This window comes from Methylobacterium sp. NMS14P (assembly GCF_028583545.1).
Taxonomy (GTDB): Bacteria; Pseudomonadota; Alphaproteobacteria; order Rhizobiales; family Beijerinckiaceae; genus Methylobacterium.
Genome location: NZ_CP087106.1, coordinates 357,575 through 370,734 on the forward strand (window position 1 = coordinate 357,575; position 13,160 = coordinate 370,734).

At 71.3% G+C, this 13,160-nt stretch carries 13 protein-coding genes; 7 read left to right on the forward strand and 6 right to left on the reverse strand.

The genetic code is table 11. The features are described from left to right. Positions 1–150: 150 nt before the first annotated feature. Both LOK46_RS01645 and LOK46_RS01650 read right to left on the reverse strand, forming a co-directional pair. The gene (locus tag LOK46_RS01645; protein WP_273562186.1) at positions 151–816 is read right to left on the reverse strand and encodes a response regulator; all 666 of its coding nucleotides are present in this window, start codon (positions 814–816) and stop codon (positions 151–153) included. Continuing rightward, a complete protein-coding gene (locus tag LOK46_RS01650) occupies positions 813–2,243 on the reverse strand; it encodes a sensor histidine kinase (protein WP_273562187.1) in 1,431 nt (476 codons plus the stop codon). The genes LOK46_RS01645 and LOK46_RS01650 overlap by 4 nt, the downstream gene beginning before the upstream one ends. A gap of 264 nt (positions 2,244–2,507) precedes the next feature. On the opposite strand from LOK46_RS01650, the gene LOK46_RS01655 reads away from it, so the two are divergent. The 7 genes from LOK46_RS01655 (at position 2,508) to LOK46_RS01685 (ending at position 9,300) form a co-directional block, all read left to right on the forward strand. Then, complete coding sequence (locus LOK46_RS01655) at positions 2,508–2,987, forward strand: cupin domain-containing protein (protein ID WP_273562188.1); 480 nt, start codon at positions 2,508–2,510, stop codon at positions 2,985–2,987. A gap of 193 nt (positions 2,988–3,180) precedes the next feature. Then, positions 3,181–4,797, forward strand: coding sequence for a GMC family oxidoreductase (locus LOK46_RS01660; RefSeq protein WP_273562189.1), 1,617 nt, complete (start codon positions 3,181–3,183; stop codon positions 4,795–4,797). Positions 4,798–4,927: 130 nt separating this feature from the next. After that, positions 4,928–5,608 carry a Crp/Fnr family transcriptional regulator gene (locus LOK46_RS01665; protein WP_273562190.1) on the forward strand — a complete coding sequence of 227 codons (681 nt, stop codon included), beginning with the start codon at positions 4,928–4,930 and terminating at the stop codon, positions 5,606–5,608. Between the two features lie 23 nt (positions 5,609–5,631). Further along, positions 5,632–6,153 carry a FecR domain-containing protein gene (locus LOK46_RS01670; RefSeq protein ID WP_273562191.1) on the forward strand — a complete coding sequence of 174 codons (522 nt, stop codon included), beginning with the start codon at positions 5,632–5,634 and terminating at the stop codon, positions 6,151–6,153. Further along, on the forward strand, positions 6,150–8,036 hold the full coding sequence (locus LOK46_RS01675; RefSeq protein ID WP_273562192.1) for a CHASE2 domain-containing protein: 1,887 nt from the start codon (positions 6,150–6,152) through the stop codon (positions 8,034–8,036). The genes LOK46_RS01670 and LOK46_RS01675 overlap by 4 nt, the downstream gene beginning before the upstream one ends. A gap of 116 nt (positions 8,037–8,152) precedes the next feature. Beyond that, entirely contained in the window at positions 8,153–8,428 is a 276-nt protein-coding gene (locus tag LOK46_RS01680) for a hypothetical protein (protein ID WP_273562193.1), read from the forward strand. Positions 8,429–8,571: 143 nt separating this feature from the next. Further along, on the forward strand, positions 8,572–9,300 hold the full coding sequence (locus LOK46_RS01685) for a winged helix-turn-helix domain-containing protein (protein WP_273562194.1): 729 nt from the start codon (positions 8,572–8,574) through the stop codon (positions 9,298–9,300). A 157-nt stretch (positions 9,301–9,457) separates the two neighbouring features. Here LOK46_RS01685 and LOK46_RS01690 read toward each other — a convergent pair whose 3' ends face one another. The 4 genes from LOK46_RS01690 to LOK46_RS01705 form a co-directional block, all read right to left on the reverse strand. After that, positions 9,458–10,675 (reverse strand): ABC transporter substrate-binding protein, encoded by a 1,218-nt coding sequence (locus LOK46_RS01690; RefSeq protein WP_273562195.1) that lies wholly within the window; start codon positions 10,673–10,675, stop codon positions 9,458–9,460. An 83-nt stretch (positions 10,676–10,758) separates the two neighbouring features. Further along, positions 10,759–11,055, reverse strand: coding sequence for a YciI family protein (locus LOK46_RS01695; protein ID WP_273562196.1), 297 nt, complete (start codon positions 11,053–11,055; stop codon positions 10,759–10,761). 13 nt (positions 11,056–11,068) lie between these two features. Further along, positions 11,069–11,353 (reverse strand): muconolactone Delta-isomerase, encoded by a 285-nt coding sequence (gene catC / locus LOK46_RS01700; protein WP_273562197.1) that lies wholly within the window; start codon positions 11,351–11,353, stop codon positions 11,069–11,071. Between the two features lie 163 nt (positions 11,354–11,516). Continuing rightward, complete coding sequence (locus tag LOK46_RS01705) at positions 11,517–13,139, reverse strand: GMC family oxidoreductase (RefSeq protein WP_273562198.1); 1,623 nt, start codon at positions 13,137–13,139, stop codon at positions 11,517–11,519. Between the last annotated feature and the right edge of the window lie 21 nt (positions 13,140–13,160).

A 13,160-nucleotide genomic window follows, 5' to 3' on the forward strand; every position in this document is an offset into this window, starting at 1 on the left:
GGGTGAGGCCCGGGTCCGGTGCGACCCGGGTCGGTCACGGCGCGTGAAGTAGAAGCTGTTCAGACGATGACGTCGCGGGGCGGCGCACTCTACTGCAGAGAACTCCGCACCCTGCACGCGTGAGGTTCCGGAACGACGCGACCGCGAGACCTAGTCCGCTCCGACGACCGAGAACGGATCGATCAGGCCGCATCGGATGCAGTAGTAGACGAGCTCCACGTCCGAGCTGACGCCGAGCTTCGACTTGATGGCGTAGTGGTAGTTCGCGACGGTCTTCGGCGAGAGGCTGAGATCGGACGCGATCGCGTCCGTGTGCCGCGCGTCGAGGATCATCCGCAGGATCTCGAACTCCCGGGGCGACAACAGGTCGATCGGAGGAACCTGCTCCTCCAGCCGGCTCGCGGCCAGCAGGTTTGAGATCTCCGCGCACAGGGTCAGCTTGTTGTTGAACACGCTGCGCACCGCGTCGATCAGAAGCGCCGAAGCGCTGCTCTTCGTGATGTAGCCGCGGGCGCCGGCGCGGATGGCCTGGAGCGCGTAGCTGACCGCGGCATGGACGCTGAACACGAGGATGCGGGCGCTCGGATCAACCTGCCGGATCTGCCGGATGGCGTCGATCCCGCCGCGACCGGGCATGCTGATGTCCATGATCACGACGTCCGGCTCCGCCGTGCGATAGGAGCGGTAGGCCTCCGCGCCGTCCTGAGCTTCGGCGGCGACCTCCATGTCGGGCTGCCGTTCCAGGAGCCGCCGATATCCCTCCCGCACGACGGCATGATCGTCGACGAGCATCACCCGTATGCGCCTACCGGTCATGACACCTCCCTGGCGACGAGCGCGGTGCGAAAGCGGACCCGCAGTCGGAACCCGCCGCCCGGGGCCGTTTCCGTCACGATCTGCCCGCCGAGCGCGTGGACGCGGTCGCGCATGCCGAGCAGGCCGAGACCGGAATGCGGGCGATCCAGCACCTCCGCGGGCGCGCCGCTCCCGTCGTCGGCGAAGACCAGCCGGACTTCGGCACCGCTGTCGGTCTCCACGATGTCCAGCGCGATCGCCACGGTGCGCGCCGCCGCGTGGCGGACGGCGTTGGTGAGGCCTTCCTGGATGATCCGATAGACATGGGCCGCCGCCTCGGAGGGCAGGCGGTCGACCCGCGCGTCGGCCTGGAGCGTGACGTGGATCCGATCGCCGGCCCGCTGCGCCTGGGCGCCGATCAAGCTGCGGAGCGCGATTCGCAGCCCGAGATCGTCGATCTCCGGTGGCCTGAGCGCGGCCAGAGTGTTCCGGAGCGCCCGCACGGCGTCCGATGCCATGATGGCGAGCTCGGCGCTCTCCGCCGGGACCGACGGCGCTCCTGAGCGCGCGCCGTCCTGGATCGACCGGGCGAGGAGGCTCAGGGCCGTCAGCCTCTGCGCCACGTCGTCGTGCAGTTCGAGCGACAGCCACCGGCGCTCCTGCTCCTGGGCATCGATCAGCCGGCGGGCGAGCTCGGCGCGCTCGCGTGTGGCAATCTGGAGATGGCCGGCAAGCGCGTTGAAGACCGTCGCGATGCGCCGGAGTTCGCGCAGGCGGAAGCTCGGCAGTCGCCACGCGAGGTCGCCCTTCGCGACGCGGTCGATACCGACGAGGATCTCGTTGGCGGGACGCAGGGCGTGCGCGACCGCGCCGTAGACCAGCACGCACAGGACGACCGTCATGGCCGCGAGGGCGCCGGAGACCTGCTTCAGCACGATCCACGCGGAGCCCACGACGGCGCCCGGATCGATATCCGCCTCGACGGTCCCCCGGCGCGAACCCTGATGCTCAAGCGGCAGACTGACGGTGGATCCGGCGAAGAAGAGGGACCGGTAGAGCGTCGCGAACCAGTCGGGAGCCGCGAGCGCGTGCGGCTCGACGCCGACGCAGCTCGACCGTGTCGGACCGATGTCCGCCGGGATCAGCTGCACGCACTGACCGGGTTGCAGGGCGTACCGTGTGACGATCTCCCAGTCCGGGAAGCGTTCGGGAATGTCCGCGGCCCGCTCGATGCGCAGGAGCTGCAGGCGGAGCTGCTTGTGCACCTCGCCGGCCGTCTCGGCGTTTCGCTGCCTGGTCTTCGCCGCGACGTCGTGCATCGCGTACGCGGCCGCTCCGGCGGCGCAGAGGATCGCGATCAGCGCGATGCGGCCGACGAGAGCCCATTTGAGATTCAGCTCGCGCGCGTCCCAGCCGGCCAGGACCTGCTTGAGCCTGAAGGTCGTCACCCGTGCCCTCCCGAAAGGCCGAGGGTAATCGAGCCCGCGATCGTCTTGGAAGGGCCCGCGCCACAGTCGTGGGATTTGCCCAGGTCGGCGCGGGCGTTCTGCCGTAGCGGGCCCGCCGGCACGCGGTCTAACAGGTTCGAGCCTGGCGAGAACGGCCCGAGGGCAACAACGGCTCGGCGAAAGCGAACGGGTTCAATCCAGGCCTCGCTCCTCCGCCGATCACCCGGCGGTGGCCCCCATAACGCGCCGATCTGGAGACCGTCGATGCGTTTGCGTCAGAGCTGCTGTCTCGTCCTCCTTCTCGCGGGCCTCGCGCCGCCGGCACGTGCGGGCGAGATGGTCATGGTCACCGGTGACGACGCCGTCCGGTGGCGCGCCGCGCCGCCGTCCCTGCCGAAGGGCAGCGAGATCAGCATCATCGCGGGCGATCCCGACAAGCCCGGCCCCTTCACGCTCAGACTTCGGTTCCCGCCGGATTACGTCATCGCGCCGCACACGCACGCGACCGACGAGAGCGTGACCGTGCTGTCCGGCAATCTCGTCCACGACATGGGGGAGACCATCGACGCGACCCGCGGCCAGCGTCTTCAGCAGGGTGCCTTCCTGTATCTGCCGGCCCGCATGCCCCACGCGCTGTGGACGACGCGGGAACCGGCCATGATCCAGGTTTCCGGGACGGGGCCTTTCGGGCTCGACTACATCAAGCCTTCCGACGATCCGAGAAAGACCCGCCCGGACAAGTGATGGTCCGCGAGGCTGCGATCCTCACGCGCCAGGCGTCACCAGACGCCGCCGACGTCGCTCATCCTGCCGCGACCGCGGCCCCCCGGGGCGAGCTTCCCGCGGCAAGGTCCGGAGCACCCGAAGCTCGGGCCGGTGGCTCCCGGCCGAATCCCGGGCAAGACCCCGACCGCATCCGACAGGGATCATCCAGATCATGAGCTCTTCAGACGCCCTCGACCGGGACGATCTCGCGCGGCGCGCGGAGGAGAATCAGGCCCGGCTGACCGCCGACTTGAAGCCGGCATACGACTTCGTCGTGTGCGGCGCCGGAGCCTCCGGGTCGGTCGTCGCGCGGCGGCTGGCGGAGAACCCCGAGGTTCAAGTGCTGCTGCTCGAGGCGGGCGGCTCGGACGAGGCCGAATCCGTGCTCGATCCGGCCCTCTGGCCGACCAACCTGGGCGGCGCGCGGGATTGGGGATTCCGCGCGGAGCCGAATGCCCACCTGAACGGGCGCGCGCTCTCCATGGCGATGGGCAAGGGGCTGGGCGGCGGCTCCAGCGTCAACGTGATGGTGTGGGCGCGCGGTCACCGGTCTGACTGGGATGCCTTCGCCGCCGAGGCCGGCGACGCGGCCTGGGGTTACGAGAGCGTCAGCGACATCTACCGGCGCATCGAGGACTGGCACGGTGCGCCCGATCCGGCGCACCGCGGAAGCGGCGGTCCGGTCTGGGTGCAGCCCGCGCCCGATCCCAGCCCCGTGGCTTACGCCATGCTCGACGCCGCGCGGGAGCTGGGCATCCCGACCTTCGACAACCCCAACGGCCGCATGATGGAGGGACCCGGCGGCGCGGCGCTGACCGACATGCTGGTCCGCGACGGCCGCCGCGTCTCGCTCTTCCGCGCCTACGTCCATCCCTGGCTCGACCGCCCGAACCTGACCGTCCTCACGGACGCGCTCGTCCGCCGCGTGACCTTCGACGGACGTCGCGCCACGGGGGTCGAGTTCGTCCACGCGGGCGCGGTCAGGACGATCGGCGCGCGTGCCGAGATCGTGCTGTCGATGGGGGCGATCCACACGCCCAAGGTGCTGATGCTGTCGGGGATCGGCGACCGCGACGAGCTCGGGGCGCTCGGCATCCCGTCGGTGCAGCATCTGCCCGGCGTCGGGCAGAACCTTCAGGACCACGTGTCCTTCGGGTGCACCTGGGAATACGCCGAGCCGATCGCGCCGCGGAACAGCGGCAGCGAGGCGACCCTGTACTGGACGAGCCGGCCAGACCTCTCGGCACCGGACCTGCTGTTCTGCCAGGTCGAGTTTCCGGTTCCGAGCGAGCAGACTGCAGGCCGCGGCGTGCCGACCCATGGCTGGACGATGTTCGCCGGCCTCGCGCGGCCCGCCAGTCGCGGCCGCCTGCGGCTCCGGAGCGCCGACATGGCGACGCCTCCGGCCATCGAGGCGAACTTCCTGTCCCACCCGGCCGACGTGACCACGGCCGCGGCCTGCGTCGACCTCTGCCGCGCTCTCGGCAACGCGCGGCCGTTCCGCCCCTTCGTGCGCGGCGAGTCAATGCCGGGCCCGCTGTCGGGCGCGGCGATGGCGGACTACATCCGCGACGCTGCCGTCACCTACTGGCACCAGAGCTGCACAGCCAGGATGGGTCGCGACGCGATGGCGGTCGTCGACGGCGCGCTCAGGGTCTACGGCATCGACGGCCTCCGGGTCGCCGACGCCTCGATCCTACCCCGCGTGACCACCGGCAACACGCAGGCGCCGTGCACGGTGATCGGCGAGCGGGCCGCAGAGATGTTGAAGCGGGCGCACGGTCTGTAACAATCGTCACCGCGGCGAGCCCGCCCGCGGACCGCGCCCATGATCATCCTCCGCTTCCGCGATGTAAGCCTTGCTAATCGCGCCCCGACACGCGCATAAGCTCCGGCTCGACGGCCGGAGAGATGCAGTCGTGAGCACGCCGCACACGCTCATTCGGTTCCTGAAGGCCAACGCGTTCTTCGCTGAGCTTGGTCCGGAAGCGATCGAGACCATCGCCGGCCTGTGCACGACGCGCAGCCTCGCGCGCCACGAGATCCTCTTCCAGAAGGGCGACCCGGGCGACGCCCTCTACGCCGTGCGGCGCGGGCAGATACGCATCGGGGCCGGCTCCAACGACGGGCGCGCCGTCACCCTCAACCTGCTCGGGCCGGGCGACGTCTTCGGCGAGATCGCCTTCCTCGACGGCCATCCGCGGACCGCCGAGGCCGTGGCGCTCGAGCCGGCCGACCTCTTCGTCGTGGAGGGGCGGGCCTTCCTCAAGCTCCTCGCCGGGGATCCCGCGCTGGCGGTCCAGATCATCGGTCTGCTGTGCCAGCGCTTGCGCTGGATGAGCGCGCGCATGGAGGAGGCGACGCTGCTGCCACTCGACATCCGCCTCGCCCGGCGCCTGATCATGCTGTCGGAGGATTACGGCGCCGAGATCCAGGTGACGCAGCAGGAACTCGCGGCGTTCGTCGGCGCGGCCCGGGAGAGCGTCAACCGCGTCCTGCAGGACTGGCGGAGATCGGGCCTCATCGATCTCGGCCGCGCACGCGTCACCGTGCGGGCCTCACACCGCCTCGTCGCGCTCGGCGCGCGGGCGCAGACATGACCGGGTCGACAGGGCATCATCGCATGAGAATCGCAGCGCGCCTGGCGGCCATCGCCGCCGTCACCCTCGCGGCGTCGAGCGCCGCCGCGCAGACGCGCTGCACGGAGACGACGCGCTTCGACCCGCCCTTGCGGATCCTGCACTGCGCCGATGGCCTGACCCTCGAAGTCGAGCGCGCGGGCAGCCTGCGGCCCCTGGATCCGGACGGCGACGGGCATCTCAAGGGCGCCGAGATCGGCGGCAACGCGGTCTTCGTCACCATCCCGGCGAGCCGCCGCGTCCGCCGGGACGGCTTCCAGATCCTCACGCCTCACGCGGTGGCCTCGGTGCGGGGCACGGTCTACGCGGTCGACGTGACCCGGGCGCGCACCGCCGTCTTCGTGGCTCAGGGACGGGTCGACGTCGCCCGGCGCGATGCGCCGCAGACCGCCGTCACGCTCGGGCCGGGCGAGGGGGTCGACGTCGATGACGGCCGCGACCCTCTGGAAGTCCGGCGCTGGCCCCAGGAGCGCGTCAGGAGCCTTCTCGAGCGGTTCGGGCGTTGAGCGAGGCCGGTCGACCGGCGGTTCCGCCGCCCGACCGTGCCTACCGCCGGGCGCGCCTCGTTCTCGTGCTCGCCGCCTCGGTCGGCGCGCTCGCCTGGGGCGTCTGGCTCGGCCAGCTTCACCTCGCCGGTCGCGCGACGCCTCTCGACCGCCTCGAATCCGCCCTCACGGACCTGCGCCTGCGGCTCGCGGGCCCGCGAGCGCCGCCGGCCAACCTCACGGTCGTGGCGATCGACGACGCGACGGTGCGGCGGGAAGGCGGCTTCCCGGTCTCCCGGGCCACGATGGCGCGGATCATCGAGCGGGTGGCGGCGGCGCGCCCGCGCGTGATCGCCGTCGACGTGCTCTTCCTCGACGCGGGACGGCAGCCGGACGCGGACAACGCGCTCGCCGCCGCCCTCGGGAAGACGACCGCGATCCTGGCCTCGGCGGCCGTCTTCGACGGCAGCGCCAGCGAGGACGGCATCCCGGTCGCCAGCGCGCTCCACCGGCCGACACCGAGGCTCGGCGAAGACGTCGCGTCGGGCGTCGTCAACGTCGCCGAGGACGCGTCCGGCGTACCCCGCCATCTTCCGCTGGTCGTGCGGACCGCCGACGGCGTCGCCGAATCCTTCGTGCTGCGGGCTGCGGCCCTGGCGGCCCGCAGCGATCCCGTGCTCAGCAAGGGCCGGGTCCAGATTGGCGGAGGCGCGCTGCCCCTGGACCTGGGCTACCACCTCCCGCTGCGGCCCTACGGACCGCGACGCACGATCGCGACAGTGAGCGCGGCCGCCCTCCTCGACGGCACGGCGCCGGCCGCGGCGCTCTCGGACGGCATCGCGGTGATCGGCGTCACCGCGCTCGGCGGCGGCGACACCTTCGCCACCGCGTTCGATCCTGTCATGCCCGGCGTCGAGCTCCTCGCGACCGGCATCGCCCATCTCACCACGGGGGACGGCCTCGTGCGCGACGCCGCCGTCCGACGGCGCGACGCCGCGGCTTCCGTCCTCCTGGCGGTCGGGACAACGCTCGCCATCGCGCTCCTGCCGCCGGGCCCGGGCCTGATCCTGGTGCTTCTCGCGACGGCCGGATGGCTCGCCGCGGGCGCCGTCGCCTTCGCGCACGGCATCTGGTTCAGCGCCGCGCTGCCGCTCGCGGCGGTGGGATTGCCGGCGCTGGCCTGCGCGGTGGGCCGCCAGACGCTGGAGCGCCGCCAGAGCGCCCGGGTGGCGCGCTCCGAGCAGGTTCTCCGGCGGCTGCAGCCCGCCGCTCTGGCCGAGCGGCTCGCCCGCGATCCCGGCTACCTCGCCGAGCCCGTCGCGCGGGACATCCCCGTGCTGTTCGTCGATCTGACCGGTTTCACGCGCCGGAGCGAGCAGTTGGGCCCGGTGCGGACCCGGGCGATGCTCAAGACATTCCACGATCTCGTGGACGAGGCGGTGACACTGCGCGGGGGCGTCGTCGTGAACTTCATGGGCGACGGGGCCATGATCCTGTTCGGCGCGCTCGATCCGGATCGGGATCAGGCCGCGCACGCCGTCCGGGCCGCGGAGGAGCTCATCGCCCGCACGCGTGCCTGGATCGCGCGCAGCCCGGTCCTGTCCGAGGCCGGCCCGGCCCTCGACCTGCGCATCGGCGCGCATTACGGGCCGGTGATCCTCTCGCGCCTCGGGAGCGATAGCAACCAGCACGTCACCGCCACGGGCGACACGGTCAACGTCGCGAGCCGACTGCTCGCGGTCGCGGCGGACGCCAATGCCCGCCTGGCGCTCAGCGCCGAGCTGGCGCACGCGGCCGGGATCGACCTGTCGGAGGGAACGTTCGAGGGCCGAACCGCGGCGATCCGCGGCCGCAGCCGGCCCCTCGAGGTCTGGCTGAGCCACCCGCGCGCGGCTGAGCCGTAGCCCCACCCCCGAGCGAGCGTCGCCCGCGCCGAGGCTCGCGCCGACTCTGTGACCCGGATCACAGTCGCCCCCGGCCGGCCGGTGCATCGTCCCTGCATCGCAACGGGAGATATCTCATGACGACCACCTCGACGAAGAGCGCGATCCTGGCCGGTCTCGCCCTCGCGGCTCTGGCGACCGTTCCCGGACGTGCCGAAGCGCGCGGGTTCGGACATGGAGGCTTCGGGCACCATGGCGGCTTCCACCACGGCTTCCACCACGGGGGGGTCCACCACGGCCACCATCACCGCTTCGGCGGCCATGGCTGGTGGAGCCCGGCGGGCGGCTACTTCGGCGACTGCCGCCTGATCTTCAGCCCCGTCCGGGGCCGCTACGAGCGGCTCTGCCGCTGAGACGTCCCCTCGTTGGAGGACCGGTCAGGCCGGTCGGCCGGCGAACCGAGACCACGCGCATCCGGCCGCTCCTGGGCGGCCGGACAGCCTCGGGCGGCTTCTCCGCCGATCCCGACGGCCACGCCCCCGAAGGAGCATCGCCCGTGCAGCACCATGGCCTACGCGTCCTCCTCGTCGATGACGACGCGGACGTGCAGCACGACGTTTCCGTCTACCTCGGCGAGCACGGTGTCGACGTGGTGCCGGTAACGACCCGGGCCGAAGCGCGCGCGCAGATCGCGGATCCGTCGCAGTTCGACTTGGTCGTACTCAACCTCCGCCCGGGCGCGGAGAACGGGCTCGACCTGCTGCGGGATCTGCGCGCGAGGAGCGATCTTCCGGTCATCCTGACCACGGCACACCGCTGCGAGGAATTCGATCGCGTGCTCGGCCTCGAACTCGGTGCGGACGACTACATCGTCAAACCCTACGGCCTCCGCGAATTCCTGGCGCGCGTCCGCGTCGTGCTCCGCCGCGTCGCGGCGCAGACCTCGTCCCGTCCGACGGAGGCGCCGTGCCGGCGCTTCGACGGCTGGGTCCTCAATCGTCGGCGCCGGCGCCTGATCAATCCCGAAGGTGAGGAGGTCATCCTGGGTAAGCGCGAATACGCGCTCCTGGCGGCGTTCCTCGACGCGCCCCAGCGGCCGCTCAGCCGCGAGTACCTGCTGCAGGTCACGCGCGTCCACGACGACGTCTTCGATCGCTGCATCGACGTGCAGATCCTGCGTCTGCGCCGGAAGATCGAGCGCAGGCCCAGCGACCCGAAGCTCATCCTGACCGAGCGCGGGATCGGCTACGTCTTCGCCGCCGCGGTCGAGAACACGTCGCACTAGGGCCGTCCCGACCGCGTCGCGCCGCTCTGAAGGAGCGGCGACCCCGGTCCGGACAGCCGCGCATCGCAGCCTCCCGAGCAAGGGGTCCACCACCGACCGCGCGGCGATCACCGGTGTCGTCCGTCGTCGCGGCCCGGGACGGTCCAGAAGACGCGCGTCAGCCCTTCACGAGCTTGCACGTGCTCTCGGAGAGCGGCTGGAACGCCTGGTCGCCCGGGATCGTCTTGAGGATCTTGTAGAAGTCCCACGGCCCCGTCGACTCCGCCGGGGATTTCACCTGGGCGAGGTACATGTCGTGCACCAGGCGGCCGTCCGGCCGGAGCGTGGCGTTGCGGGCGAAGAAGTCCTGGATCGGCAGCTCGCGCATCTTGGCCATCACCTTCAGGCCGTCATCCGTCCCGGCGGCCTCGGCCGCCTTCAGGAAGTGGAGCACCGCCGAATAGTCGCCGGCCTGGACCATGGTCGGCATCCGGCCGCCCATCCGCTCGCCGAAGCGCCGCGCGAAGGCACGGGTCTGCTCGTCCATGTCCCAGTAGAAGCCCGTCGTCAGGATCATGCCCTGCGCCGCCGGCAATCCGACGGAGTAGATGTCGGTCAGGAAGATGTTGAGGCCGCCCAGCCTCTGCCCGCCCTGCAGGATGCCGAACTCGCTCGCCTGCTTGATGGTGTTGATCGTGTCGGCGCCGGCGTTGGCCATGCCGATGATCTTCGCGCCCGACGCCTGCGCCTGCAGCAGGTAGGATGAGAAATCCGGATTGGGGAACGGGTGCTTGACCGACCCGAGCACCGTGCCGCCCTTGGCCTTCACGACGCGGGTGACCTGCGCCTCCAGGTCGTGCCCGAAGGTGTAGTCGGCCGTGATGAAGAACCACGTGTTCTTCGGATCATCCGCCAGCGCCGCGGCGGTTCCGGCCGCGAGCGAGTGGGTATCCCACGACCAGTGGGCGCCCGTCGGCGAGCACGCGGCGTTGGTCAGCGCCATGGAGCCGGCGCCGGAGTTGATGTCGATCTTGCCCTTGCTGCGCGCGACCTCGCGCACCGCGAGCCCGGCAACCGAGGAATTGGTGTCGAAGATCGCGTCGACGCCCTCGGTATCGAACCACCGGCGCGCGATCGACGAGGCGATGTCCGCCTTGTTCTGGTGATCGGCGAAGACCAGCTCGACCTTTCGACCGTTGATCGGGCGGCCGAAATCCTCCACCGCGAGCTGCGCGGCCGTCACGGAGCCGCGGCCGGCCAGATCCGAGTAGCCGCCGGACATGTCGGTCAGGATGCCGATCTTGATCCCGCCATCCGCGTACTGCGCGGAGGCTGGCAGGGCGGTCAGGGCGGCGGCGCCGAACGCGGCGGCCGCCATCCAAGGACGACGGATCATTGTTTCCTCCCCAGTCTCTTGTTCTTGAGCGGCTGCTCCGTGCCGGAAGGCCGGCGGTCCTTCGAAGCCGCGTCCCGTCGGTCTCAGAGATAGCTGCGGCCGTCTAGGTAGGCCTTGCGCCAGCGCCGGATCTCGACGCGCTCGAAGAGCCCGACCTTGTAGAACGGGTCCGCGTGGATGAGCGCCTCGGCCTCAGCGCGGGTCTCGACGTCGACGACGTACAGGCCGCCGCCGGCGTCGCTCCCGTCGTCGTTCAGCTTCGCGCCGCAGGCCAGAAGCCGGTCCTTGATCCGGTCGAGGTAGACGAGGTGCTCAGCCCGGTTCGCCTTGCGGATGTCCAGGCTTCCGGCCTTGTCGAAGGTCTCGATCATGTAGGGCATGGCACTCGTCCCGTCAGTTGGCCGCGATGGCAGAGGGATGCTGCGCCAGCGGCGTCACGCTGATCGCCATGTACGGGTAGAGCGGCAGCGAACTCAGGACCTGGTGGAGCTCGTCGTTCCCGGCCACGTCGAAGACACTGTAGTTCGCGTACTGCCCGGCGATGCGCCACAGGTGTCTCCATGTGCCGTCATGCTGGAGCTTCTCGGCGTAGGCCTTCTCCTCAGCCTTGAGGCGATCCGCTTCCGACTTCGGCAGCGACGCCGGAATGTTGACCTGCATGTGGACCATGTAGAGCATGACGTCGATCCTTTGCCGCCGGTCTTGCCGAGCGCGCCCGAGGTGAGATCTGCTGCGCCGTACAGTGCGGGCCGACGCCGAGACCCGGCCGCGGCCGACGCGGTACGGCCGAGGTTGGCGCGGTCCTGCCGTACGCGCCGAAGCGTCCGATGGCCAGACCGGATCAGGCATCGGCGCGGATCAGGTCGGCGGCCTTCTCGGCGATCATGAACACGGCGGCCTGGGTGTTGCCGGAGACGATGCGTGGCATGATCGAAGCATCCGCCACCCGCAGGCCGGCCACGCCGCGCACGCGCAGGCCCGGGTCCGTCACGGAACCCGGATCGCCGCCCATGCGGCACGTGCCGCAGATGTGGTAGATCGTCTGGCCGTCGCGGCGGGCGAAATCCAGCCAGTCCGCGTCGGTCCGGCAGTCCAGGCCGGGGTTGAGCTCGGCCCCGCGGAAGCGTGCCATCGGCGCCTGACCGACGATGGCACGCGCGATCTTCATGCCCTCGACCATCGCCCGGCGATCCTCCTCGGTGGCGAGGAAATTCGGGCGGATGGCGGGAGGCTCGAGCGGATCGGGCGACGCCGCGTGGATCGTCCCGCGCGATTCCGGCCGCAACTGCGTGACGCCGATCGTCATGCCGGGCAGGCGGTCAAGCTTGCGCTCGGCGGCGTTGGCGTAGCTCGCGTGCATGAAGAAGTACTGCACGTCGGGCCCGTCGAGCCCCGGTCGGGTGCGCACGAATCCGTGGGCGAGACCGGTCCCCAGCGCCAGGATACCCCGCCGCGTCGCGAGGTAGCGCGCTGCGGCGACGCCGAGGCGCAGGCCGCGGGTCTGCTCGTTCAGCGTCACCGGCAGGCGGACCCGCCAGTTCATGCGCGTGCAGTAATGGTCCATATAGTTGGCACCGACGCCGGGCAGCGCGGACCGCACCGCCACGCCGAGCCCGGTAAGGATCGCCGGGTCGCCGAGGCCCGACAGTTCCAGGATCTGCGGGGTCTGCGCCGCGCCCGCGGCGAGGATCACCTCCCCGCGGGAGCGGAACAGCCGCTCGCGGCCGCCGACCAGTGCCGCGACGCCGCTCGCCCGATCCACGTCGAAGGTCAGCCGCAGGACGTGCGCGTCGGTCACAACGGCGAGGTTCGGACGGGCCAGGGCCGGCCGCAGATAGGCGTCGGCGGCGCTGACCCGCCGCCCGCGCCGCTGGTTCACTTGGTAGTAGCCGAAGCCGTCCTGACTCGCCGCGTTGTAGTCGGGGTTGCGCGGGTGTCCCGCCGCCTCCGCGGCGGCGATGAAGGCCTCGGCGATCGCCGGCCGCTCGGCGACTTCCGTGAGCGGCAGAGGGCCGCCACGGGCGCGTAGCGGATCGGCCGCCCCGTCGTAATCCTCGAGCCTGCGGAAGTAGGGCAGCACGTCGGCGAAGCCCCAGCCGCGGCACCCGGCCTGCGCCCAGGCGTCGTAATCCTGCGGCTGCCCGCGCACGTAGATCATGCCGTTGATCAGCGTCGACCCGCCGAGTCCTCGGCCCCGCGGAACCGCGATCACGCGGCCGCCCGTCGCCTCCTCGGGTTCGGTCCGGAAGCGCCAGTTGTAGGACGGGTGCTGGAGCAGGCGGCTGAACCCGGCTGGGATCGCGACCCAGGGGCTGCGCGCCCGTCCCCCCGCCTCGAGGAGCAGCACCCGGCGCGTCCCGGACTCGGTCAGCCTGTTGGCCAGGACGCAGCCCGCGGTGCCGCCGCCCACGATGACGTAGTCGAAGTCGCCCGCCGCGACGGCGTCGTTGTCGGTCGATCCCACGGTGCGCCCCAAGTTCAGTCC

Coding starts and splice junctions, on each gene's coding strand:
- LOK46_RS01655 (WP_273562188.1), top strand. CDS start 2,508: ATGCGTTTGCGTCAGAGCTGCTGTCTCGTCCTCCTTCTCGCGGGCCTC.
- LOK46_RS01670 (WP_273562191.1), top strand. CDS start 5,632: ATGAGAATCGCAGCGCGCCTGGCGGCCATCGCCGCCGTCACCCTCGCG.
- LOK46_RS01690 (WP_273562195.1), bottom strand. CDS start 10,675: ATGATCCGTCGTCCTTGGATGGCGGCCGCCGCGTTCGGCGCCGCCGCC.
- LOK46_RS01695 (WP_273562196.1), bottom strand. CDS start 11,055: ATGCCCTACATGATCGAGACCTTCGACAAGGCCGGAAGCCTGGACATC.
- LOK46_RS01680 (WP_273562193.1), top strand. CDS start 8,153: ATGACGACCACCTCGACGAAGAGCGCGATCCTGGCCGGTCTCGCCCTC.
- LOK46_RS01645 (WP_273562186.1), bottom strand. CDS start 816: ATGACCGGTAGGCGCATACGGGTGATGCTCGTCGACGATCATGCCGTC.
- LOK46_RS01660 (WP_273562189.1), top strand. CDS start 3,181: ATGAGCTCTTCAGACGCCCTCGACCGGGACGATCTCGCGCGGCGCGCG.
- catC (WP_273562197.1), bottom strand. CDS start 11,353: ATGCTCTACATGGTCCACATGCAGGTCAACATTCCGGCGTCGCTGCCG.